This window comes from Streptomyces sp. NPDC002690 (assembly GCF_053592415.1).
This window is the reverse complement of the sequence record NZ_JBSFVR010000092.1, coordinates 1-23,831: the sequence shown is the minus strand read 5'-3', so window position 1 is coordinate 23,831 and position 23,831 is coordinate 1. Positions and strand designations below refer to the sequence as shown.

Annotated in this window: 20 protein-coding genes; 12 read left to right on the top strand and 8 right to left on the bottom strand. The window is 71.3% G+C overall.

Annotated features, from left to right (window positions below):
- The first annotated feature begins 142 nt into the window (after positions 1-142).
- Positions 143-688 carry a hypothetical protein gene (locus ACWD3D_RS14615; protein WP_451461238.1) on the top strand — a complete coding sequence of 182 codons (546 nt, stop codon included), beginning with the start codon at positions 143-145 and terminating at the stop codon, positions 686-688.
- Positions 689-713: 25 nt separating this feature from the next.
- Here ACWD3D_RS14615 and ACWD3D_RS14610 read toward each other — a convergent pair whose 3' ends face one another.
- The 5 genes from ACWD3D_RS14610 to ACWD3D_RS14590 all read right to left on the bottom strand — a co-directional run bounded on the left by ACWD3D_RS14610 (position 714) and on the right by ACWD3D_RS14590 (position 5,987).
- Complete coding sequence (locus ACWD3D_RS14610; RefSeq protein WP_451461237.1) at positions 714-1,967, bottom strand: serine hydrolase domain-containing protein; 1,254 nt, start codon at positions 1,965-1,967, stop codon at positions 714-716.
- A gap of 70 nt (positions 1,968-2,037) precedes the next feature.
- A complete protein-coding gene (locus ACWD3D_RS14605; protein ID WP_451461236.1) occupies positions 2,038-2,793 on the bottom strand; it encodes a response regulator in 756 nt (251 codons plus the stop codon).
- On the bottom strand, positions 2,790-4,112 hold the full coding sequence (locus ACWD3D_RS14600; RefSeq protein WP_451461235.1) for a sensor histidine kinase: 1,323 nt from the start codon (positions 4,110-4,112) through the stop codon (positions 2,790-2,792). Before ACWD3D_RS14600 ends, ACWD3D_RS14605 begins: the two co-directional genes overlap by 4 nt.
- Before the next feature lie 39 nt (positions 4,113-4,151).
- Positions 4,152-4,856 (bottom strand): glycerophosphodiester phosphodiesterase, encoded by a 705-nt coding sequence (locus tag ACWD3D_RS14595; protein WP_451461234.1) that lies wholly within the window; start codon positions 4,854-4,856, stop codon positions 4,152-4,154.
- 96 nt (positions 4,857-4,952) lie between these two features.
- The gene (locus tag ACWD3D_RS14590) at positions 4,953-5,987 is read right to left on the bottom strand and encodes an adenosine deaminase (protein ID WP_451461233.1); all 1,035 of its coding nucleotides are present in this window, start codon (positions 5,985-5,987) and stop codon (positions 4,953-4,955) included.
- Between the two features lie 153 nt (positions 5,988-6,140).
- On the opposite strand from ACWD3D_RS14590, the gene ACWD3D_RS14585 reads away from it, so the two are divergent.
- Entirely contained in the window at positions 6,141-6,896 is a 756-nt protein-coding gene (locus tag ACWD3D_RS14585; RefSeq protein ID WP_451461232.1) for a DUF4190 domain-containing protein, read from the top strand.
- A 124-nt stretch (positions 6,897-7,020) separates the two neighbouring features.
- Here the strand turns inward: ACWD3D_RS14585 and ACWD3D_RS14580 are convergent, their stop codons facing one another.
- Complete coding sequence (locus ACWD3D_RS14580; protein WP_451461231.1) at positions 7,021-7,731, bottom strand: NADAR family protein; 711 nt, start codon at positions 7,729-7,731, stop codon at positions 7,021-7,023.
- 209 nt (positions 7,732-7,940) lie between these two features.
- Here ACWD3D_RS14580 and ACWD3D_RS14575 point away from each other — a divergent pair, with 209 nt between their 5' ends.
- From ACWD3D_RS14575 to ACWD3D_RS14540, 8 genes are all read left to right on the top strand, one after another.
- Complete coding sequence (locus ACWD3D_RS14575) at positions 7,941-9,455, top strand: gamma-aminobutyraldehyde dehydrogenase (protein ID WP_451461230.1); 1,515 nt, start codon at positions 7,941-7,943, stop codon at positions 9,453-9,455.
- Between the two features lie 46 nt (positions 9,456-9,501).
- A complete protein-coding gene (locus ACWD3D_RS14570; RefSeq protein WP_451461229.1) occupies positions 9,502-10,752 on the top strand; it encodes an ABC transporter substrate-binding protein in 1,251 nt (416 codons plus the stop codon).
- 169 nt (positions 10,753-10,921) lie between these two features.
- Positions 10,922-12,106: an ABC transporter ATP-binding protein gene (locus ACWD3D_RS14565; protein WP_451461228.1), complete on the top strand. Its 1,185-nt coding sequence runs from the start codon at positions 10,922-10,924 to the stop codon at positions 12,104-12,106.
- Positions 12,103-13,041, top strand: coding sequence for an ABC transporter permease (locus ACWD3D_RS14560; protein WP_451461227.1), 939 nt, complete (start codon positions 12,103-12,105; stop codon positions 13,039-13,041). The genes ACWD3D_RS14565 and ACWD3D_RS14560 overlap by 4 nt, the downstream gene beginning before the upstream one ends.
- A complete protein-coding gene (locus ACWD3D_RS14555; RefSeq protein ID WP_451461226.1) occupies positions 13,041-13,844 on the top strand; it encodes an ABC transporter permease in 804 nt (267 codons plus the stop codon). The genes ACWD3D_RS14560 and ACWD3D_RS14555 overlap by 1 nt, the downstream gene beginning before the upstream one ends.
- Positions 13,845-13,876: 32 nt before the next feature.
- On the top strand, positions 13,877-15,292 hold the full coding sequence (locus tag ACWD3D_RS14550) for an NAD(P)/FAD-dependent oxidoreductase (protein ID WP_451461225.1): 1,416 nt from the start codon (positions 13,877-13,879) through the stop codon (positions 15,290-15,292).
- A gap of 168 nt (positions 15,293-15,460) precedes the next feature.
- Positions 15,461-15,943 carry a hypothetical protein gene (locus ACWD3D_RS14545; protein ID WP_451461224.1) on the top strand — a complete coding sequence of 161 codons (483 nt, stop codon included), beginning with the start codon at positions 15,461-15,463 and terminating at the stop codon, positions 15,941-15,943.
- A gap of 135 nt (positions 15,944-16,078) precedes the next feature.
- Positions 16,079-17,908, top strand: coding sequence for a chitinase (locus ACWD3D_RS14540; protein ID WP_451461223.1), 1,830 nt, complete (start codon positions 16,079-16,081; stop codon positions 17,906-17,908).
- Here ACWD3D_RS14540 and ACWD3D_RS14535 read toward each other — a convergent pair.
- Together ACWD3D_RS14535 and gabT are read right to left on the bottom strand one after the other, a co-directional pair.
- Positions 17,896-18,546: a phosphatase PAP2 family protein gene (locus ACWD3D_RS14535; RefSeq protein ID WP_451461222.1), complete on the bottom strand. Its 651-nt coding sequence runs from the start codon at positions 18,544-18,546 to the stop codon at positions 17,896-17,898. The genes ACWD3D_RS14540 and ACWD3D_RS14535 overlap by 13 nt on opposite strands.
- Positions 18,547-18,938: 392 nt before the next feature.
- On the bottom strand, positions 18,939-20,279 hold the full coding sequence (gene gabT / locus ACWD3D_RS14530) for a 4-aminobutyrate--2-oxoglutarate transaminase (RefSeq protein WP_451461221.1): 1,341 nt from the start codon (positions 20,277-20,279) through the stop codon (positions 18,939-18,941).
- 286 nt (positions 20,280-20,565) lie between these two features.
- Here gabT and ACWD3D_RS14525 point away from each other — a divergent pair, with 286 nt between their 5' ends.
- Entirely contained in the window at positions 20,566-22,929 is a 2,364-nt protein-coding gene (locus tag ACWD3D_RS14525; protein ID WP_451461220.1) for an ATP/GTP-binding protein, read from the top strand.
- Positions 22,930-23,273: 344 nt separating this feature from the next.
- On the top strand, positions 23,274-23,831 hold a 558-nt coding region (locus ACWD3D_RS14520), incomplete at its 3' end, for a PucR family transcriptional regulator ligand-binding domain-containing protein (protein ID WP_451461219.1).

Here is a 23,831-nt window from a genome sequence, read left to right as displayed (position 1 = left end):
GGCCCGGCAGCCCTCCCGGGTCCGCGCCGCGCGGCTCCCCGACGGCCCCCGGTCGCCCGGGGGCCGTTCGGCGTCTCCGGGGTACGGGACGGGCCCCCGGGGCCCTTTTGAACGCGTTCAAGGACGGCGTAGAGTGCGGGGCATGAGCGAGCGAGCCCTATTGCGGCGCATACGCGTGTGGTTGGTCGTCTTCATCGTCTGCCTGGTGCTGAGCGGGCTCACCGCCTTCCCGCTCGTGCACGAACTCCGCTGGACCGAGGAGCTGTTGGCCTCCTCCGCGTCACCGGTCCCCGAGCACCTGCCCGCTCTCATGGAGTGGATCACCCGGGTGCGCACCGGGCTCGACGACGCCGACGCGCGCCACCCCTTCGTGCTGTACGGGACCGACTGGCTGGCCTTCGCCCATCTCGTCATCGCCGTGGCGTTCTACGGGCCCTACCGTGATCCGGTCCGTAATGTCTGGGTCGTGGAGTTCGGCATGATCGCCTGCGCCGGCATCATGCCCCTCGCCCTGATCTGCGGGCCGCTGAGGGGTATTCCGTTCTGGTGGACGGTCATCGACATGTCGTTCGGTGTCTTCGGAGTGGTCCCGTTGCTCGTGGTGCGGCGGATGATCAAGAGGCTGGAGGCTGCGGGGAGTGCCGCCGGCGGGCCGCCTGTCCGGCGGGCGCCCGTTCCGGCGGGGTGAGGAGCCGGTCCGGTCCCTCGGTGGTTCAGTGCGCGGACGGGGGGCCGTACGCCGCCACGACGATGCCCAGGGCCGTGGGGTTCAGCTCCTCGCCCTTGGCGTCCGTGGAGTTGACGCTGTAGACGAGGGTCCTCGACAGGTCCCGGGTCGCGGCCATGACGGTGTTGTAGCCGTAGCGGCCGCCCGTCTTCCCCCAGACCTCCCGCCCGCCCAGCGTCATCTCCGAGAGCCCGGAGCTGTATGGGGCCGGGTCACAGGATCCGTACGTGCGCACGGAGCTGTCGGGCAGGGTGAACATCTTCTCCAGCAGCGGGCCGCGCACCACCCGGCCCTGGAACAACGCCCGCGTGAAACGCTCCAGGTCGGCGGTGGTCGACACGATGTCCCCCGCCGCCCACGCGTCAGCCGTCCCCCAGACCGAGACGTCCCGCAGCTCGCTCGTGCCGTCGGCTGCTGGGAAGAGCTGATAGCCGTGGTTGTGCGGGCCCCGGATGCGCGCCTCGCCCTCGGGGTAGTAGGTCGAATCCAGGCCGAGCGGGCGCAGGATGCGTACCGAGACCTGATGGGCGTAACGGTCGCCGGTGACCTTCTCGATCAGCAGGCCCAGCAGGGTGTAGTTGATGTTCAGATAGTGCTGGCTCCGGCCCGGCGCGAACTCCGGCTCCTTCGCGGTCGCGGAGGCCACCATCTCCTGCGGGGTGTGCGGGTCGAAGCGGTGGGCGTACCACTCCTCCACCGTCCCACCCGGCATGTCGGCCGCTGGTATGCCGCTGGTGTGATTGAGCAGCCGGCCCACGGTGACCCCGGCGTACGTGGGCGGGACGAGGCCGGGGAGGTAGGAGCGGACGGAGCGGTCCAGCGACAGCTTGTGCTCACCGGCCAGCTGGAGGACCGTCGCCGCGGTGAAGACCTTGGTCACGGAGCCCGCCCGGAAGCGGGCGCCGGGGTCGGCGGGCCGGCCGGAGACGAGATCGTGCACGCCCGCGCTGCCCCGCCAGGTGCCGTCCGAACCTCCTACCCGGACGAGCGCGGCGGTCGCGTCCTCGCGGGGAAGCCCCGCGATCGCCTCCGTCAGTGCGTGGGTGTCGAGGCCGAGCGCGTCTTTGGCGAGGGATGTGCCGCCGGGGCCGGACGTGTCGCCGGCGACGGCTCTGGCCGGTGCCGGGGCGGGGCAGGCGGCGGGCGTACCGGTCGCCGCGTGGCCCGGTACGGCGGCCGGGCCGGCCAGGACGCCGAGGATCAGGGACGAGGCGAGCAGTGTGCGGGTGCGGGTCTTCATCGGAGTCTCCGTCGCGGGATGTCGTCACTCTTCGGTGACTCCATCCTGTTGATCCCGGGTTCGCGGCGGATCACCCGAGCGAGGGTTTGTCCGGGGGAGCCTGCCTCCCCCGAGCGAGGGACGCGTGGGAGTCTCCTCCCTCGCCCGGGGGAGCCTCCCTCTCCCGGGCGAGCGGTACCACCAGGCCCGTCTCGTAGGCGCAGATGACCGCCTGGACGCGGTCGCGGAGGCCCAGCTTGGACAGCACGTTGCCCACATGCGTCTTCACCGTGTGCTCGCTCACGACGAGCGCCCGCGCGATCTCCGCGTTGGAGAGGCCGCGCGCCAGATGCAGCAGGGTCTCCCGTTCGCGGCCGGTCAGACCGGCGAGCCGGGCGGCCGTGGCGGACGCGGCAGCCGGTGCCGGGCGCGCCGTGTACTCGGCGATCAGCCGACGGGCCACGGACGGCGCCAGCAAGGAGTCCCCGGCCGCCGCCACCCGCACCGCGTGGACGAGATCGTCCCGGCGTACGTCCTTCAGGAGGAAGCCGCTCGCCCCCGCGCGCAGAGCCTCGAACACGTAGGCGTCCGTGTCGAAGGTGGTGAGCATGACGGACCGGCAGTCGCTCTCCGCGCTGATCGTCCGGCATGCCTCGATGCCGTCCATGACCGGCATCCGGACGTCCAGCAGCACCACGTCCGGCCCGAGCGCGCGTACCGCGGCCACCGCCCCGGCCCCGTCGCCCACCTCCGCGACCACCTCGATGTCCGGCTGCGCGTCGAGAATCATGGAGAAGCCGCTGCGCACCAGTTCCTGGTCGTCGGCCACCACTGCGCGAATCGTCAACTTCCGTCCTCCTGAACGGGAAAGGCGAAGGGGATCGTGGCCGACACCCGGAAACCGCGGCCCCCCGGCGCGGGCCCGGTACGAGCAGATCCGCCGTGCGCCGCGGCACGCTCCCGTATCCCGACCAGACCGAACCCCCCGGGCGACGGCGACCACGGTGACGGCGACCACGGCAATGGCGACCACGGTGACGGCGACCACGGCGACGACGCCGACGGGGCGGCCACGGAGTCGCCGCCCCCGCAGTCCGTCACCACCAGCGTCAACTCACGCGTACCGTAGTTGAGTTCCACCGTGACCGGCGAGGCGGGCGCGTGCTTCACGGTATTGGTCAGCGCCTCCTGCGCGATGCGGTGCACGGCCGCGCCCACGTCGGACGGAATCGTCCGGACGGAGCCCGTCACCGTGTAGGAGACCTCCGAACCGCTTGCCCGTACCCGCTCCATCAGCGCGGGCAACTCACCCACACCCGGCTGTGGTTCGAGAGGTGCGCAGGTGGCCGCCGGCCCGTCCTCGCGCAGTACCCCCAGCATGCGGCGCAGCTGGGTCATCGCGTCCCGCCCCGCCTCCGAGATCGCCTCGAAGGCTGCCTCCGCACGCTCCGGAGCCGTACGTACGGCCACCGGCCCCGCCTCGGCCTGCACCACCATCAGGCTCACGGCGTGCGCCAGGACGTCGTGCATCTCCCGCGCGATCCGGGCCCGTTCGCGGACAGCGGCCCGCTCGGCCTCGGCGTGACGCGTCAACTCCAGCTGTTCGGCCCGTTCTTCCACGGCCCGTGTGTACTCCTGGCGGACGCGGGCGAGCCGGCCGAAGCCGTAGGAGCCGGTGAGGACGATGAGGGAGAAGACCAGTTCGCGGAGCTCACCCGTGTTCCACGCGGTGGCGGGGAAGACCGTCGCGAGGGAGAGGACCAGCAGGGTCTGCCGGCGCGGGGAGGGGCATGCGGAGCCCACCGTGTAGAGGGCGACCAGCGCCGTGTACGGCAGGGTCTGCCCCGGTCCGTCCAGCGCCGCCGTGTAGAGCCCCAGAGTCCCCATGCAGGCCAGCAGCACCGTGGCCGGTGCCCGGCTGCGCCACAGCAGCGGCAGCACCGTCACCGTCGTCAGCAGGTAGGCGGTGAGGTCCGCCGGCTCCTGGCCGGGGCCGCGGGGCAGCAGCCAGGGCACGCTCACCGCCGCCTGGACCAGCAGCGCCACCCCGGCGTCCGCCGCCCGGGGGCGGTCCTGCCACCTGGCGCGTGTCCGTCGCCACTTCTCCCGTACGCCCACCACGCCCCCGGTCACGGGTCCGCGCGCGGCGGCGGACCCGGCGGTCATTGTGCCGGACGACGGCCGGGAAGAGGTGGCGTGCGGAGGTCAGTCACCCGGGCCCGGAGCGGAGCCGGCGAGCAGGCTGCGCAGCACGTCGATCCGGTTGGTGGTGATCGAGTCGACCCCGCGGGAGACCAGCCGCCGCATGGTGCGCCCGGTGTCGGCCGTCCAGGCGGAGACGAGCAGGCCGTCCCGGTGAACGCGGTCCGCCAGGTCCCGCGTCACCAGCCCGAACCGGTAGTTCAACCAGTGCGGGCCGATCGCCGCGAGGAGTTCGGGGCGGGGCGGGGCGAGGGTCGTCCAGGTCAGGGCGATCTCGGCCGAGGGGTCGTTGGCGCGTACCCGCAGCATCGCGTCGGGTCCGGCGCAGTAGTAGGCGCGGTCACCCGCCCCGCACTCGCGCACCGTACCCACGATCGTCCGCACGGAGGCGTCGGTGGAGCCGGGCAGGTCCACCATCACCCGATGCGGGCCGGCCGCGGCCAGCGCTTCGCGCAGGGTCGGTACCCCGCCGCCGGTGCGCTCCGACAACTCGGCGTGGTCGAGAGCGTCCAGTCGCCGGTCGATGCCCCAGAGCCGTTCCAGCGTGGCGTCGTGGAGCAGTACGGGGACCCCGTCCCGGGTCACCCGGACGTCGATCTCGACCGCGTCCGCCCCCCGTTCCAGGGCGGACCGGATCGAGGACAGGGTGTTCTCGCGGACGCGGTAGGGATCTCCGCGATGCCCCACGGCGGTGACGGTGCGTGTCATGGGGCCATTGTCACGTCCGGGGCGGCGTCCGGGGGCGGCGACCCGGGACAGCGACCGGTTCGGGGGCCGGTCCGGTGCCCCGGGGCGGCGACCGGTTCAGCGACTGGTCGCCGCCAGCCACTGCGTCGTGTACGTGTCGATCTCGGCTGCCAGCTTCCGCTTCCCGGCGGGGTCCATGAAGGAAGCCTCCACGGCGTTCTTCGCCAACTCCGCGATCCCGCGCTCGTCGAGGTCCAGCAGGCGGGCCGCCACGGCGTACTCGTTGTTGAGGTCGGTGCCGAACATCGGCGGGTCGTCGCTGTTGACGGTGACCAGCACGCCGGCCGCGACCATCTCCTTGATCGGGTGGGCGTCCAGGTCCGCCACCGCGCGCGTCGCTATGTTGGACGTCGGGCAGACCTCCAGCGGGATGCGCCGTTCCGCGAGGTGCTGGAGCAGGGCCGGGTCCTGCACGGAGGTCGTGCCGTGCCCGATGCGCTCGGCGCGCAGCGCCGTCAGCGCGTCCCACACCGTCTGCGGGCCCGTGGTCTCACCGGCGTGCGGCACCGAGTGCAGCCCGGCGGCGATGGCGCGGTCGAAGTACGGCTTGAACTGCGGGCGTTCCACACCCACCTCGGGTCCGCCCAGCCCGAACGAGACCAGCCCCTCGGGCCGCAGGTCCACGGCCAGCCGGGCGGTCTCCTCCGCGGACTCGAGCCCAGCCTCCCCGGGGATGTCGAAGCACCAGCGCAGCACGGTGCCGAACTCCGCCTCGGCCGCCTTGCGGGCGTCCTCGATCGCCTCCATGAAGCCCTGTTCGGGGATGCCGCGCTTGACGGAGCTGTACGGGGTCACGGTCAACTCGGCGTACCGGATGTTCTGCCGGGCCATGTCACGGGCGACCTCGTACGTGAGCAGCCGGACGTCCTCGGGCGTGCGGACCAGGTCCACCACCGAGAGGTACACCTGGATGAAGTGGCCGAAGTCCGTGAAAGTGAAGTAATCGGCCAGCGCTTCGGGGTCGTTGGGCACCTTGGAATCGGGGTGACGGGCGGCCAGTTCGGCCACGATGCGGGGGGAGGCGGAGCCGACGTGGTGTACGTGGAGTTCGGCCTTGGGCAGCCCCGAGATGAAGGGGTGGGGGTCGGTCATCAGAGGTCTCCGGTGGTTCTCGGTACGCCGGCGCCGGCCGCCCAGGGCGCCCGGATTCTCCGGCGGGGGCCGCCGGTGGCACCGGTAATCGTAGGCGGCTCCGGAAGGCCATGGCCGGGCCGTAGCATGACGTGACCACGAGGGGGGAGTCACATGTCAGAGAACACCGAGCCGCCCGCGGGCGCAGAGGCGCCCCGCGATCCCTGGGCGGCGCCGGACGGCAGGGTCGAGTTGGGCAAGCAGGGCGGAGACGTCCGTCCGCCCGCGGTTCACGACCAGCCGACCATCGCCGCCGGGCCAGGCGTCGCGAGCCGGCAGCAGGGTGCCTGGACGGCCCCGGGCGCAGGAAGCTTCGGCCCTCCGCCCGCGCAGGGCGGTTACGGGCCGGGACCCGAAGCGATGCCCCCGCCGCCCGCGCAGGGCGGTTACGGGCCGGGGCCGTCGGCGATGCCCCCGCCGCCGGTATCCCCGAACGGCCCGGGCCAGCAGCCGATGGGCCAGTACGGTTACCCGGCGCAGGCTCAGCCCTACCCCGCCTACACCGGCTACGACGCGTACGGCGGCCAGGGAGTCTGGGCGCCCGTGCCGGCGAACGGCATGGGCGTCACCGCGCTGGTGCTGGGCATCATCTCGATCTGCCTCTTCTTCATGTGGGGCGTGAGCATCATCCTGGGGGTGCTGGCCGTGATCTTCGGCATCCTGGGCCGCAAGCGCGCGCAACGGGGCGAGGCCAACAACGGCGGCCAGGCGCTCACGGGCATCATCACCGGGGCGGTCGGCATCCTCGTCGGTGCGGCGTTCCTCGGGCTCGTCATCTGGTCCATCACCATGATGGGAGATCCGGTCCAGGAGGACGACGGTTCGTACGACGCTCCGTACGCCACCTCGCTGGTGATCGACCGGGGCTGACGCGGCAGATCCGCCCGGGGCGCTCGACCGCGACAGCGGCCCGGACGGGGACCAGGTCCAGGGATCAGGGCCTGGACCGGAAGGGTCTCAGCGCCGGGGGATCAGTGCGCGGGCCGGACGGGGCTCAGGCCGGCCCTGGCGTTCCCGGCATCGGGGCCCCGTGCCGGAGCCGCTCCCGCGCCTCCATCAGCGCGAAGCCCAGCAGATTCAGCCCGCGCCACCGCCCGGGGTCCTCGGCCCGCTCGTCGTCCTTCGCCAGCCCGATGCCCCAGATCCGGTCCAGCGGGCTCGCCTCCACCAGGACACGGTCACCGGTGGCAAGCAGATACGCGCGCAGCTCCGGGTCCTGGCCGAACTTGTGGACGCTGCCCGCCACCACGAGGCCGAAGCGCTCCCGTGCCCAGACGTCCTCGTCGAAGCCCCGGACCAGGCGCCCCGCCTTCTTCGCGGCAGCCGGGGAGCGGGCCTCCCGTGCGGCAGCCTCCGCCTCGGCGTCGCCGAACAGCCTCGCCTTGCCCGCCATCATCCAGTGCTCGGCCGAGGGGTACGTCACTTCGCCGACGGTGAACTCCGACGGCCACCACTGGCTGAGGCAGGACGCACCCAGAGTGCCGTCCGGAAGAGGGCGGTGGCCCCAGAACAGGAGGTACTTGACCCGCTTGCCACTCACGGCCAACGCCAGGAGCCGCCGCCTCAGCTCCCCGGGGTCCGGGTACTCGTCGTGTTCCGGGCCGTTCCCGCTCCGCATGGCAGCCCCGCCCTCCACGAGCCCGCTTCCCACGAGCCCGCTCTCCCCGAGTCCGCTCTCCCCGAGGCTGCTCTTCCTGCTCTCCATGAGGCCGACTCTTTCATCCGCCACTGACGGTGGGTCGTGGATTCTCCCTGCTCAGAGAGGGAGGATCAACAGATATCGTTGTGTAACCAAAAGGAAACAACGGAATCCCTTGTTGCAAGCATGCCATTCTGTCAGGATCGACAGTCAACTCGAATAGAAGTCCCACCGGACTGCGTGCGGTGGACAGCTCCGGCTCCGGAGGAGAACCCATGCACACCGCCTCCCTGCTGCGCGATCGTTTCGCGGACGGCGCCCAGTTCATCGGTGGGAAGCTGCGCCCGGGAACCTCCGGCCGGTTCCAGGACGTGGTGGATCCGGCGACGGGCGCGACCGTGCTGACCTACGAACTCGCCTCCACCGCCGACGTGGACGACGCCGTCGGCGCCGCGCGCGACGCTTTCCCCGGTTGGTCCGGGGCCACCCCGGCCGAACGCTCCGACGCGCTTCACCGGCTCGCGGCCGTACTCGCCGCGCGGGCCGACGCGTTCGCCCGTGCCGAATCGCTCCAGTGCGGCAAGCCGATCAAGCTCGCCCAAGGCTTCGACGTGCCCGGCACCATCGACAACACCGCCTTCTTCGCCGGGGCCGCCCGTCACCTGGAGGGGAAATCCGCCGGTGAGTACGACGGTGACCACACCTCGTACGTACGCCGCGAGGCCCTCGGAGTCATCGGCTCGATCGCTCCCTGGAACTACCCGCTCCAGATGGCCGCGTGGAAAATCCTGCCGGCGATCGCGGCGGGCAACACCGTCGTGCTGAAGCCCGCGGAGATCACCCCGCTGACGGCCCTGATGTTCGCGGGGGCCGCGACGGAGGCCGGGATTCCGGACGGCGTCGTCAACATCGTCAGCGGCACCGGGAAGGACGCCGGTGAGTGTCTGGTGTCCCACCCCGACGTGGTGATGACCTCCTTCACCGGCTCCACCGCCGTCGGCAAGCGGGTCGCCGCCCTCGCCGCCGCCACGGTCAAGCGCCTCCACCTCGAACTCGGCGGCAAGGCCCCGTTCGTGGTCTTCGACGACGCCGACCTCGACGCGGCGGTCCACGGAGCCGTCGCCGGAGCGCTCATCAACACCGGCCAGGACTGCACCGCCGCCACCCGCGCCTACGTCCAGCGCCCGCTGTACGAGGCCTTCGTGACCGGCGTCGCCGAGCTGATGGAGACCGTCCGCCTCGGCGACCCCGGCGACCCCCGCACCGATCTCGGACCGCTGATCAGCCACGCCCAGCGCGACCGGGTCGCCGGGTTCGTGGAGCGCGCCCGGGCCACCGCCACCGTCGTCACCGGCGGCGAGGCCCCCGGCGGCGCCCTCGCCGGAGGCGCCTACTACCGGCCGACCCTGATCACCGGAGCCGGCCGGGACAGTGAGATCGTCACCGCCGAGATCTTCGGACCGGTCCTGGTGGCTCTGCCCTTCGACACCGACGACGAAGGAATCCGGCTCGCCAACGACACCCCCTACGGCCTCGCCGCGTCTGCCTGGACCCGGGACCTCTACCGCGCCGGCCGGGCCACCCGCGAACTCCGGGCCGGCTGCGTCTGGATCAACGACCACATCCCGGTCGTCAGCGACATGCCGCACGGCGGGTACGGGGCCAGCGGCTTCGGCAAGGACATGTCGTCGTACTCCTTCGAGGAGTACACGCAGATCAAGCACGTGATGTACGACAACACCGCGGTCGCCCGGAAGGACTGGCACCGCACGATCTTCGGGGACCGGTAACAGCGTCGCCGCGGCGGCAGAATCACCCGAGAGGAGAACAACCCGTATGTACCGTTACGAGCCGGAGGGTCAGGGCGCCGCCCTGGACGCGGCCCTGCGCCGCAGCCTCACCAACGGCCGCTCCGCCCTCACCAGGCGTTCGCTCCTGCGCGCGTCCGGCCTGGGCGCCCTCGCCCTCGGCGGGATCGGCACGCTGAGCGCCTGCGGCATCCCGCCGGCCAAGCGTGAGGGAGACACCGGGGCCGCGTCCGACGACCGCTCGGCCCAGGAGAAGACGGTCGCCTTCTCCAACTGGACCGAGTACATGGACACCGGCGAGGACGAGAAGAGCCACCCCACCCTCGACGAGTTCCGGCGCCGTACCGGGATCACGGTCAAGTACACCGAAGACATCAACGACAACGTCGAGTTCTTCGGGAAGATCAAGCCCCAGCTGGCCGCCGGCCAGAACACCGGCCGCGACCTCATCTGCGTCACCGACTGGCTCGCCGCCCGCCTCATCCGGCTCGGCTGGGCGCAGAAACTCGACCCCGCCCACCTGCCCCACGCGTACGCGAACCTGTCCGCGCAGTTCCGCGCCCCCGACTGGGACCCCGGCCGCGCCTACTCGTACCCCTGGACCGGCATCCCCACCGTCATCGCCTACAACATCAAGGCGACCGGCGGCCGGAAGGTCGACTCGATCACCCAACTCCTCGACGACCCCAAGCTCAAGGGAAGAGTCGCCTTCCTCTCCGAGATGCGCGACTCGGTCGGCATGACCCTCCTGGATCTGGGCAAGGACCCCGCCGCCTTCACCGACGCCGACTACGACGAGGCGATCGGCCGCATGCAAAAGGGCGTCGATACCCACCAGATACGCCGCTTCACCGGCAACGACTACACCGCCGACCTCAGCAAGGGCGACATCGCCGCCTGCGTCGCCTGGGCCGGCGACATCATCCAACTCCAGGCGGACAACCCGGACATCAGATACGCCATCCCCTCGGCCGGCTACATCACCTCGACCGACAACCTGCTGGTCCCGGCGCAGGCCACGCACAAGGCCAACGCCGAGAAACTGATCGACTACTACTACGAACCCCCGGTCGCCGCCCAACTCGCCGCCTACATCAACTACGTCTGCCCGGTGGACGGCGTACGCGACGAGCTCGCCAAGATCGACCCGGCGATGGCCGCCAACCTCCTGATCCTCCCCGACAAGGCGATGGCGTCGAAGTCCCGCAACTTCCGCTCGCTGAGCACCGACGAGGAGACGGCGTACGAAGAGAAGTTCGCCAAGCTCATCGGCGCCTGAGCCGCGGCCCGGCGCACCCTCTGGATCTCCCGCCCCCCTCTTGGATCTCCCGCTCTTTTTGCTTGCCCCTTCCCGCCCTCCTCGCTCTGCCCCTTCCCGCCCTCCTCGCTCTGCCCCTTCCCGCCCCCCTCGCCCTGCAATTCCCCTGAACACACCGGGACCGCGACCCATGACACGACAGCAGACTTCGGACGGCGACGTCCGCCTCACCGGGATCAGCAAGACGTTCGGCTCCTTCACAGCCGTGCATCCGCTCGACCTGACCGTCCCCGAAGGTTCCTTCTTCGCCCTCCTCGGCGCCTCGGGCTGCGGGAAGACCACCACCTTGCGGATGATCGCGGGACTGGAGGAGGCCACCACCGGAACCGTCCACCTCGGCGACCGGGACATCACCGGGCTGCCCCCGCACAAGCGCCCCGTGAACACCGTCTTCCAGAGTTACGCGCTCTTCCCGCACCTGGACGTCGGCGAGAACGTCGCCTTCGGACTGCGCCGACGAGGCGTCAAGTCCGTCAAGAGGCAGGTGGACGACATGCTCGACCTCGTCCAGCTCGGCGACCTCGCCCGCCGCAAGCCGCACCAGCTCTCCGGCGGCCAGCAGCAGCGTGTCGCCGTCGCCCGCGCGCTCATCAACCACCCGCGGGTGCTGCTCCTCGACGAGCCGCTCGCCGCCCTCGACCTCAAACTGCGCCGCAGTATGCAGATGGAACTCAAGCGCATCCAGACCGAGGTCGGCATCACCTTCGTGCACGTCACCCACGACCAGGAGGAGGCCATGACCATGGCCGACACCGTCGCGGTGATGAACTCCGGCCGGGTCGAGCAGCTCGGTTCGCCCGCCGACCTGTACGAGAACCCGCGCACCACCTTCGTCGCCAACTTCCTCGGCACCTCGAACCTCATCGAAGCCGAGATCCTCCGGACCGGCACCGACCTCGTCGTCACGGCCGGCGGCGCGAGGTTCCGGCTGCCCGCCGATCGCTGCGGCGCCCCCGCCACCACCGGCGGCCGGCTCCTCGTCGGCATCCGGCCGGAGAAGATGTCGCTCACCCACGCCGACGACGTCGAGTCGATACCCGACGGCCGCAACCGTGTCAGTGGGCGGATCACCGACTCCAGCTTCATCGGCGTTTCCACGCAGTACCTGGTGGAGAGCCCGGCCGGCCCCGCTTTCCAGGTCTACCAGCAGAACATCGAACGCGACGGCCGCCTGGTGCCCGGTGCCGAGGTGGTCCTGCACTGGAACCCTGCCCACACCTTCGCGCTCGACGCGACGCAGTCGGTACTCGCCGGCACCACCACCGCGGGCACCCCCGCCGGCGACGGCCCCGCGACGGCCAAGGACGCGCCATGAGCACCACCGAAGCGCCCCCGGCGCCCTCGGAGGACATCACCCCGACCGCGGCCGAGAACCGGAAGCCATCCGTCCGCCGACGCCTTGTGCCGTACTGGCTGCTGCTCCCCGGCATGGCGTGGCTGCTCGTCTTCTTCGTACTGCCGATGGTCTACCAGGCCTCCACCTCGGTGCAGACCGGCTCGCTGGAGAAGGGGTACGAGGTCACGTGGCACCTCGCCACCTACTGGAACGCGCTGTCCGAGTACTGGCCGCAGTTCGTCCGCTCCCTGCTGTACGCGGGCACCGCCACCCTGCTCTGCCTGCTGCTCGGCTACCCGCTCGCCCACTTCATCGCCTTCCACGCGGGCCGCTGGCGCAACGTGGTGCTGGTTCTGGTCATCGCCCCGTTCTTCACCAGCTTCCTGATCCGCACACTGGCGTGGAAGACGATCCTCGCCGACGGCGGCACGGTCGTACAGCTGCTCGGCGCCCTCCACGTCCTCGACGTCACCAGCTGGCTCGGCTGGACCCAGTCCGACCGGGTGCTAGCCACCCCGATGGCCGTCGTCTGCGGTCTGACCTACAACTTCCTGCCGTTCATGGTGCTGCCGCTCTACACCTCGCTGGAACGGATCGACCGCCGGCTGCACGAGGCCGCGAGCGATCTCTACGCCACCCCGGCCACCACCTTCCGCAAGGTCACCTTCCCGCTGTCCTTGCCCGGGGTCGTCTCCGGCACCCTGCTGACCTTCATCCCGGCGAGCGGCGACTACGTCAACGCCGAACTGCTCGGCTCCACCGACACCAAGATGGTCGGCAGCGTCATCCAGTCGCAGTTCCTGCGGGTACTGGACTACCCGACGGCCGCCGCGCTGTCGTTCATCCTCATGGCGGTCGTCCTGGTGACGGTCACCGTCTACATCCGCCGCTCCGGGACGGAGGACCTGGTCTGATGCCCGCAATGCGCCGGCTCCGACGCCATCTCGTCGTGATCGTGGGGCTGCTGACCCTCGCCTACATGATCGTCCCGAACGTCGTCGTGATGGTCTTCTCGTTCAACGATCCCAAGGGACGTTTCAACTACTCCTGGCAGCGGTTCTCCCTGGACGCGTGGCAGGACCCCTGCGGCGTCGCGGACCTCTGCGGGAGCCTCTCGCTCTCGCTCCAGCTCGCCGCGTGGGCCACCTTGGGCGCCACCGTGCTCGGCACGATGATCGCCTTCGCCCTCGTCCGCTACCGCTTCCGTGCGCGCGGGACGGTCAACTCCCTGATCTTCCTGCCGATGGCCATGCCCGAGGTCGTCATGGCCGCGTCCCTGCTCACGCTCTTCCTCAACATGGGCGCCCGGCTGGGATTCTGGACGATCCTCATCGCGCACATCATGTTCTGTCTCAGTTTCGTCGTCACGGCGGTCAAGGCACGCGTGATGTCGATGGACCCCCGGCTGGAGGAGGCCGCGCGTGATCTCTACGCTGGACCTGCTCAGACCTTTCTGCGGGTGACACTGCCGATTGCCGCCCCTGGAATCGCGGCGGGCGCACTCATCGCCTTCGCGCTCTCCTTCGACGATTTCATCATCACCAATTTCAACGCCGGCTCCACGGTGACCTTCCCCATGTACGTCTGGGGATCGGCGCAGCGCGGCACGCCGGTACAGATCAACGTCATCGGCACCGCGATGTTCATCATCGCGGTGGGAGCGGTCGTCATCGGCAGGCTCGTCGCCGACCGGCGCAAGAACAAATCCCCTTTCTGATTCTCCAGACCTTTTTCAAGGAGTTGGAAGCCATGGCCCCAGCAGCCATGCGTAGTGCGGCAGAATCCCTCGCCGGCGCCAAGCCGGTCTCCTACTGGCTCGACGACCCCGGCAGGCCGGACGCCCTGCCCGCCCTCGCCGGCGAAGAGTACTGCGACCTCCTCGTCGTCGGCGGCGGCTACAGCGGTCTGTGGACGGCGCTCCGGGCCAAGGAGCGCGATCCCGGACGTGAAGTCGTCCTGATCGAAGGCGACGAAGTGGGCTGGGCCGCTTCGGGACGCAACGGCGGCTTCTGCGCCGCCTCCCTCACCCACGGTCTCGCCAACGGTCTGGAACGCTGGCCGCGTGAGATCGGCACGCTGGAGAGGATGGGCGCCGAGAACCTCGACGCCATCGAGGAGACCGTCCACCGCCACTCCATCGACTGCGACTTCGAGCGCTCCGGCGAGATCGACGTCGCCACTGCCCCGCACCAGCTCGACGAACTGCTCGCCTGGCACCGGGAGACCGAGGAGCTGGGCCTGGGAGGGCTGGAGTTCCTGGACCGGGACGCGGTACGCGCGGAGGTCGACTCGCCCACCTTCCTCGGCGGACTGCTGGACCGTCGCGGGGTCGCGATGCTGCACCCGGCGCGGCTCGCCTGGGGGCTGAAGCGGGCCTGCCGGGAACTCGGCGTACGGATCTACGAGCACACCCGCGGCCTCGACCTGGCCCGCGCCGGCTCCGGGATGGCGGTACGCACCCCGTACGGCCGGGTCTTCGCCCGGCAGGTGGCGCTGGGGACGAACATCTTCCCCTCGCTCGTCAGGCGGGTCCGCCACTACACCGTGCCGGTCTACGACTACGCGTTGATGACCGAGCCGCTGGACCCCGGACGGCTGGCCTCGATCGGCTGGCGGAACCGGCAGGGGCTGGGCAGCAGCGCCCACCAGTTCCACTATTTCCGGATCACCGCCGACCACCGCGTGCTGTGGGGCGGATACGACGCCGTCTATCCTTACGGCGGCCGGATCAGCGCCGGACTCGACCAGCGCCCCGAGACGTTCCTGACCCTCGCTCAGCAGTTCTTCGCGTGTTTCCCGCAACTCTCCGGGGTGCGGTTCAGCCATGCCTGGGGCGGCGCCATCGACACCTGTTCGCGTTTCTCCGCCTTTTACGGGACGGCCCACCGGGGGCGGGTCGCCTATGCGGCCGGATATACCGGTCTGGGAGTCGGGGCGACCCGTTTCGGTGCCGATGTGATGCTCGATCTGCTTTCCGGGGAGAGGACCGCGAGAACCGCGCTGGAAATGGTCCGCACCAAGCCGATGCCCTTTCCTCCGGAGCCGTTCGCCTGGGCCGGAATTTCCCTCACCAAGCGCTCTCTCGCGCGTGCCGACCGTCGCGGCGGCCGGCGCGATCTCTGGCTGCGGACCATGGACCGGCTCGGCCTCGGCTTCGACAGCTGACCCCGCTTCCGCGTCGTCTCGCCCTGGTGACCTGCGGATACGCGGCTGTGACTCAGCTCACTACCGACAGGTAGCAAAACCCGCGTCATGATCGGCGCCCACCGCGCTCTCTCCCGTGGAACCTCCGCCACGCCCCGTGCCGGAGCCGACGGGAGAGGGAGGCCGGCCATGCGTGGTCCGGTGGAGAAGGCGGCGGCGGACTGGCTGGCATCGGCGGCGCCGGACCCGGACGCCTGCTCGTGGGAGTGGGAGCGCAGCCCGCGGGGGATCGCGCTCCTGCCCACCGGCAGGCGCTGGGACGTGCTGGTCCTGTCCGCGAGGCTCGGATATCCGACGCTCGACGTGCTCACCCGGCTGCTCGACCGGCCGGGCCCGGTCCTGGCCGACTTCGGTGACGCCCGGATGGGCTTCTTCGTGCCGCCGGGTACCGCCGCGCGGTGGATCGGCACGGGGGTGCGGGGCTTGGGGGCCGGTACCTGGATCGTGGTACCGCGCCCCGGGCGGGCTGTCGGGGGAGTGCGTTGGCTGGTGCCGCCCGACGGGTCGGGGACGCTCACCGACCCCGTCGTGCTGGAACTCGCGATGCACGAGGCGGCGGCTGTCCTGGCGGCCCGTGAACGGTACGCGGAAGGCGGTGACCTGGGCCGATGAGCCGGTGGGGTGTCCGGCGGGTGGTGGTGGGGCGCGGCGTGCGGCGTGCGGTGCGGCGCCAGTGGTCTTGACAACTCGATTGGTCTGGACCATGTTGTGCGCGCCGCCCCATTCCCCCCTTGTACGGAGGCAGTTGTGGAACGCACACGATGTCCTGCCCGATTCACCAGAGCCCTGGCCGCCTTCTCCGTGAGCCTGCTGGCGGCCGGTACCCTCGCCGCCGTGGCCCCGGCGGCCGTCGCCGCCGACACCGACCTCGCGCGCAACGGCGGTTTCGAGTCGGGCCTGACCGACTGGGCCTGCTCGGCCGGGAGCGGAACCACCGTCAGCACGCCGGTGCACGGCGGCAGCTCCGCGCTGAAGGCCACCCCGGCCGGCAGTGACTACGCCAACTGCGCCCAGACCGTCACGGTGAAGCCGGGCTCCACCTACACGCTGAGCGCCTGGGTCCAGGGCGACTACGTCTACCTCGGCGCGACCGGCACCGGCACCACGGACGTCTCCACCTGGACGCAGTCCTCCGGCGCGTGGAAGCAGCTCACCACCACCTTCACCACCGGCTCCGCCACCACCTCGGTCAACATCTGGACCCACGGCTGGTACGGCACCTCCGCCTACTACGTGGACGACCTCAGCCTGGTCGGCCCCGGCGGCGCCCCGGTCACCGTGCCCGCCGCCCCCACCGGGCTGACGGCCGGCACCCCGACCGCCACCTCCGTACCGCTGTCCTGGACTGCCTCCTCCGGGGCCACCGGCTACCAGGTCTACCGGGGCGGTACGAAGGTCGCCACGGTCACCGGCACCTCCACCACGGTGACCGGCCTCACCGCGTCCACGGCGTACAGCTTCCAGGTCACCGCCACCAACTCGGCCGGTGAGTCCGCGAAGTCCGCCGCCGTCGCCGCGACGACCGCCGCCACCGGCTCCACCGGCGGCGGGAACAACGCCGGGCTGCCCGACCACGCGCTCGTCGGCTACCTCCACTCCAGCTTCGCCAACGGCTCCGGCTACACCCGGATGGCCGACGTACCCGCCTCCTGGGACGTCATCAACCTCGCCTTCGGTGAGCCGACCTCCGTCACCTCCGGCGACATCCGCTTCTCGCTCTGCCCGGTCACCGAGTGTCCGAACGTCGAGTCGGAGGCCGAGTTCAAGGCTGCCATCGCCGCCAAGCAGGCGGCCGGCAAGAAGGTGCTGATCTCGATCGGTGGCCAGAACGGCCAGGTCCAGCTCTCCACCACGGCCGCCCGGGACGCCTTCGTCACCTCGGTGTCCAAGATCATCGACACCTACGGGCTGAACGGTCTGGACATCGACTTCGAGGGGCACTCCCTCTCGCTGAACACCGGTGACACCGACTTCCGCTCGCCCACCACACCCGCCATCGTCAACCTGATCGCGGCGGTGAAGACCCTCAAGGCCAAGTACGGTTCCGGCTTCGTGCTCACCATGGCGCCGGAGACCTTCTTCGTCCAGCTCGGCTACCAGTACTACGGATCGGGCCCCTGGGGCGGCCAGGACCCGCGCGCCGGTGCCTATCTGCCGGTGATCCACGCCCTGCGCGACGACCTCACCCTGCTGCACGTCCAGGACTACAACTCGGGCTCCATCATGGGTCTGGACAACCAGTACCACTCGATGGGCGGCGCCGACTTCCACATCGCCATGACCGACATGATGCTCACCGGGTTCCCGGTGGCCGGCGACCAGACGAAGATCTTCCCGGCGCTCCGGCCCGACCAGATCGCCATCGGCCTCCCCGCTTCCACCCAGGCCGGCAACGGGTACACCACCCCTGCCGAGGTCACCAAAGCGCTGAACTGCCTGACGAGGAAGACCGACTGCGGGAGCTACCAGACCCACGGCACCTGGCCGGGACTGCGCGGTCTGATGACCTGGTCGATCAACTGGGATCGCTTCAACAACGGCGAGTTCGCACGGAACTTCGACGCCTACTTCGGCTGATCCGGACTCCCGGCCGCGGATTCGTCGCCGGCCGGGACCTCACCGGTACCGGTGGTCCGCCCGGGGCCGTCCCCGGTTCCACCGGTGCCGGTCCGCCCGGTCCACCGCCGGGCGCACCACAGCGGGACGAGCAGCAGACCGCTCAGCCACAGGCTGCCGAGCACGTCGAGCGGCCAGTGGTACCCCCGCAGCATCAGACCGGCGCCCGTCGCCGCCGTCAGCAGGGCGGCGGCGACGGGCGCCATCCAGCGTCGGGGCGTGTACGCCATGAGGACCAGGGCCGACGCCCCGTACGCCACCGCCGCGGTCGCCGTATGGCCGGACGGGTAGTAACCGGTGTAGGGAACCAACGGGCCCTGCCGGTCGGTCCACACCTTCAGCGGTACGACCACCAGCGGCACCGCCACCATGGTCAGGGCCGCGATCAGTACGGTGCCCCGGGCACCCCGCCACAGCGCGTACAGCAGCGCACAGGCGAGGACCGGCAGGGCGACCGGCATCCCGCCGAGGTCGGAGAAGACCTGGGCGACCCCTTGGGGGCCGTGGCCGACGAGTCTCTTGCCGACGCGCTCGTCGAGCCGCAGCAACGGGCCGGCCACCGCCACCTGCCAGGTGGTCAGGGCGAAGAGGACCGCCATCAGGCAGGTCCAGGAGAAAAGGAGGGCCGGCCGCCGGGGAACAGGGGGGGTTGTTCCGGGACGGCCGGCCGGATCGGTCCGCCGCGCGCCCCGGGGGGTGTGGGGCGGGCGGCCGTCCGATCGGTGAGGAGTACCAGAACCAGAGGCTCCGGTGATGCGCGCCGAGGCGCCACCGGACAGGCGCTGGGGAAGCCCCGGCCCGGTGCTGTCCGCAGTCCCCTGCGGACGGGGTGTTTCTCTCATCTGCCGAAACCGTACGGCAGCGGGGCCCGCGGGGACAGGCGGAACGTGATCCCGCCATCGCCCTCGCACACCTTCTTCACAGGCCCTCACTCCACTGCCGCGAATCCCCTGGGAAACGGCTCTCCGCGGGGGATTCGCGTTCGCACGGATCAGACAGTGGCGAAGGACTGTTCGAGGATGTCGAGGCCCTCGTTCAGCAGGTCCTCGCCGATGACCAGCGGCGGCAGGAAGCGCAGCACGTTGCCGTAGGTGCCGCAGGTCAACACCAGCAGACCCTCGGCGTGGCAGGCCTTGGCCAGCTTGCCGGCGGTCTCCGCGTCCGGCTCCTTGGACCCTGACTTCACCAGCTCGATCGCGATCATGGCGCCGCGACCGCGGATGTCACCGATGATGTCGCCGTTCGGCAGCTTGTCCCGCATCGCGGAGAGACGGTCCTTCATGACCTCCTCGATGCGCTTGGCCTTCCCGTTCAGGTCCAGCTCGCGCATCGTCTCGATCGCGCCGAGCGCACCGGCGCAGGCGACCGGGTTGCCGCCGTAGGTGCCGCCCAGGCCACCGGCGTGCGCGGCGTCCATGATCTCGGCGCGGCCCGTCACGGCGGAGAGCGGCAGACCGCCCGCGATGCCCTTGGCGGTGGTGATCAGGTCCGGGACGATGCCCTCGTCCTCGCAGGCGAACCACTGGCCGGTACGGCAGAAGCCGGACTGGATCTCGTCGGCGACGAAGACGATCCCGTTGTCCTTGGCGAACTGCGCGATGGCCGGCAGGAAGCCCTTGGCCGGCTCGATGAAACCGCCCTCACCGAGCACCGGCTCGATGATGATCGCCGCGACGTTCTGCGCGCCGATCTGCTTGGTGATCTCGTCGATGGCCTGCGCGGACGCCTCGGCACCGGCGTTCTCGGCACCCGTCGGCCAGCGGTAGCCGTAGGCGACCGGCACGCGGTAGACCTCGGGGGCGAACGGGCCGAAGCCCTGCTTGTACGGCATGTTCTTCGCCGTCAGCGCCATCGTGAGGTTCGTCCGGCCGTGGTAACCGTGGTCGAAGACGACGACCGCGGTGCGCTTGGTCCAGGCGCGGGCGATCTTCACCGCGTTCTCGACCGCCTCGGCGCCCGAGTTGAAGAGCGCGGACTTCTTGGCGTGGTCGCCCGGGGTCAGCTCGGCGAGCTGCTCGCAGACCTCCACGTACCCCTCGTACGGCGTCACCATGAAGCAGGTGTGGGTGAAGTCGGCGAGCTGCGCGGAGGCGCGGCGTACGACGGCCTCGGCGGAGGCGCCCACCGACGTCACGGCGATGCCGGAGCCGAAGTCGATCAGGCGGTTGCCGTCCACGTCCTCGATGATCCCGCCACCGGCGCGCGCGGCGAAGACGGGCAGCGTGGAGCCCACGCCGGCGGCGACCGTGGCGACACGGCGGGCCTGCAGTTCCACCGACTTCGGGCCGGGGATCGCGGTGACGACGCGGCGCTCCTGCGGGATTGCGGACATGAGGGGCTCCTGGGGGGTGGTGCGGACGGGGGGCACGCCGACGGGGGTGACGCTTCTGCTGCTTGCAGGCTAGGGGGGCCGGAGGCGACCGGTCATGCTCCGATCGGGAGTGGTGTGGACGTGTCCTTGTCCGCCACGGACAGAACGAAGACGGAGCGAATCCGGGCGTACCGTCCGCGGGCCCGGTCCGGCGCACGGACCCGTCGTGAGCCCGGCCCGGAAGTCGGCACAGGCACTAGATTGGCCGGGGCAGCGGACGGACCTGGCTGGTCAGGGGGAACGGTTCATGGAGAACGACGGCACGCACGGCGTCCGGGACACGTGGTCGGGGCGGGTGCCGCATCCCGTGGGGCCCCCGCCCCCTTTGCCGCAGGTCCCGCCCCGCCCCCGCACCGCGCCCTCGGCGGTACCGTCCGTCGACGCCTGGCTGAGTGCCCCGCGCCCGGCCGAGGAGCCGGGCGTGTGGCGGTACGGCCACCGGCCGCCGCCCCCCGAGAAGTCCGAGGAGGCCGAAGGGCGCCAGCTGGTGACCGGCGCCCTGATCTCCGTACTCGCCGGCATCCTGCTCTGGTCGCTCTGGCGCAACGGCTACCTCCCCTACCGCCTGCTGCCCCTGCGGGCGTTCACCCCGAGCGACTGGTGGTACGCGGGCACCAACAGCCCCGCCACCGTCGAGGGCCGCGACGCCATCAGCGTGTACGAGGGAATCCTCTTCGGCGTCCTCCTCTACGGCTGCGGCCGGCTGGGCAACTGGGCCGAGGTGTTCCGCCGGTACGTCGTCGAGCGCGGACAGCCCTTCCGCGCGGTGACCGCCCTCGGACTTGCCGGCTTCGCGCAGCTCCTGGTGTGGAAGGAGACGATTCCGGTGGCGGACCCGGTGTTCGCCCTCGTGGTGTCCGTCGCGGGCGGACAGTTCCTCCAGAGCCAGGCCGCCTCCAACTGGATCTACGCGGCGATCACCCTTGCCGTCCTCGCACCGTTCGCCGTCCTCGGCGACTGGCGCTCCCTGCTCACCGGCCGACGCAAGCCCGCCCCCGCGCCCGACGGCACACCGGACGGAACCGGCGCAGTTGATCCCGAGCGGTCCCCGGCCCGCTGGCCCGAACTCCGTGCGGCCGGCCAGACCGAGGCCGCCGAGACGCTCACCGCGGAGGTCCGGGCCGGCCGGATGAACGACGTGGACTGCGCCCGGCTCCGGCAGTCCTGGTCCGTGGCGCGGCAACGGCCCGACACCGCCGCCTCCTTCACCCACTCCGTGCTGCGCAAGGGCGGAGCCGCCTTCCTGCACCCCTCCGGCCTCCGCGACCTGCCGTCGCGCACCGCCGCCCACGACCTGCTCACCGGACAGGTCCGCATCGGCCGCTGCTCCGCCGACCCGCACAACCCGTACGTCCGCCGCGGCTCCGGCGTCGCCCTGGAGACCAGCCTGCTCGGCACCTCACTGCTGGCGGTCGGGCCCCCCGGGAGCGGCAAATCGGCCCGGCTGGTGCTCCCGGCCGTCGAATGCCTCGCCCTCCAGGCGCTCGCCGGGCGGGCCGCCGTGCTGGCCGTGGGCGGGGGCGGCAGCGACCTGGGGCCGGACGGCCTCTACGACGTGGTGGTACGGATCGGCGGGCGCGAGGCCGCCCACGGCCTCGACCTGTACGGCGGCACCACCGACCCCGACGAGGCAGCCGCGGTGCTCGCCGAGGGGCTCGTCGGAGACGTGGAGACGGTCGACGTCCGCCGGGCCGTCACGGTGCTGGCCCAGCTCCTCGGCCCGTACCGGGCGGTGCACGGGGTCTTCCCCTCCGTACCGGACCTGCGGGAACTCCTCGACGGTCACCCGGCCGCGCTCGCCGCGCTGCGGGACGCGGCCGAGGCCGGCGGTCACCGGGCGATGCTCCGCGAGCTCGACGCCCGTACCCGGCAGTCCGGTGGTCCCGGAGACCCCGGCCCCGTCCTGGCCGACCGGCTCGCCCTGCTCGACCGGCCCGCCCTCGCCGCCTCCTTCGCCACTGGCCCGGACGCCGCACCCTTCTCCCTGCGGTCGATGGAGCGGCTGCCGCTGCGGGTCAGGATCGACCTGCCCGAACGCGCGCACGCCGAGGCGTCCCGGCTGCTCGCCCGGCTGATCCTCGCGCAGTTCACCGCCGTAGCCGCCGCGCGCCCGGACCGCACGCTCTTCCTCGGGCTCGTCCTGGACGACGCGACGCGGGCCGTCACCGACGAGACGGTGCGCGGCATCCGCAGGCTCCGCTCCGTCAATGCGGGAGTGCTGCTCACCCTGCGGACCGTCGACGACGTCCCCGAGCGGCTGCACACGGCGCTTTTGGGCGCGGTCGGCTGCAGCATGGCCTTCGCCGGGGTCACCACCTGGGACGGCAAGCGCTTCTCCGAAGCGTGGGGCAAGGAGTGGATGGAGACCCGGGAGGTCGCCCAGCACGCCGTCTTCGCCGACCAGAGCGTCACCCGCGCCCTGCACGCGCTCCGGAAGCTGGTGACCGGAAAGGCGGTGACCCGCGACGCGGTGACCGTGCGCAGGGTCGAACGGGAGCGCTGGTCGGCCTCCGAGCTGGCGTACTCGGTACCGGCCGGCCATGCGGTGGTCAGCCTGACGAACGTCGCGGGCGAGCACACCCCGCCGCTCCTGGTGGAGCTCGGCGGATGAGCTGACGAGTGCATGGGCGGACGAGCGGACGAGCGGACGAGCTGACGAGCGCACGAGCTGACGAGCGCACGAGCTGACGAGCGCTTGGGCGGATGAGCGGACGAGCTGACGAGCGCTTGGGCGGATGAGCGGACGAGCTGACGAGTGCCTGGGCGGATGAGCGCATGGGCGGATGAAGTGATGAGCCGATTCCGAGCGGTTCCGCCGGGACGGCGTGGCGATTGTGCCGCCCTGGCACAATCGGATGAGCCCGTTCGTACAGGACGGCGCATTGCGAGCCGGTCGACCCGAACCGGCTCCGACGGCCCGCCCCGACCTCTACCCGATCCCGAGGGTTTCGTTCCATGCCCCCCACGCTCGCTTCCCTCGTCCAGCACACGGCCCTCAAACTCCGCGTCCGCGCGGCGGCGGACCGGCTCGACACCCCGGTGCGCTGGGCCCACGCCAGCGAGCTAGCCGACCCCGTCCCGTACATGGACGGCGGTGAGCTGCTGCTCGTGACCGCCGCCAACCTCGACGCCGAGAACCCTGAGGAGATGCGCCGCTACGTGCGGCGGCTGACCGCCGCCGGGGTCGCCGGACTCGGCTTCGCCGTGGGCGTCGTGCACGAGGCGGTCCCAGCGGCCCTCGTGGACGCCGCCGAGGAGGCGGGGATGCCGCTCCTGGAGGTGCCCCGGCCGACCCCGTTCATCGCCATCAGCAAAGCGGTCTCCGCGGCCATCGCGGCCGACCAGTACCGGGCGGTCACCGCCGGGTTCGAGGCCCAGCGGGAGCTGACCAGGGCCGCGCTCACCGCCGAAGGACCCGGCCCGCTGCTGACCCGCCTCGCCGCCCACGTCGACGGCTGGGCCGCCCTGTACGACACCTCCGGCGCGGTCGTCGCGGCGGCGCCCGAATGGGCC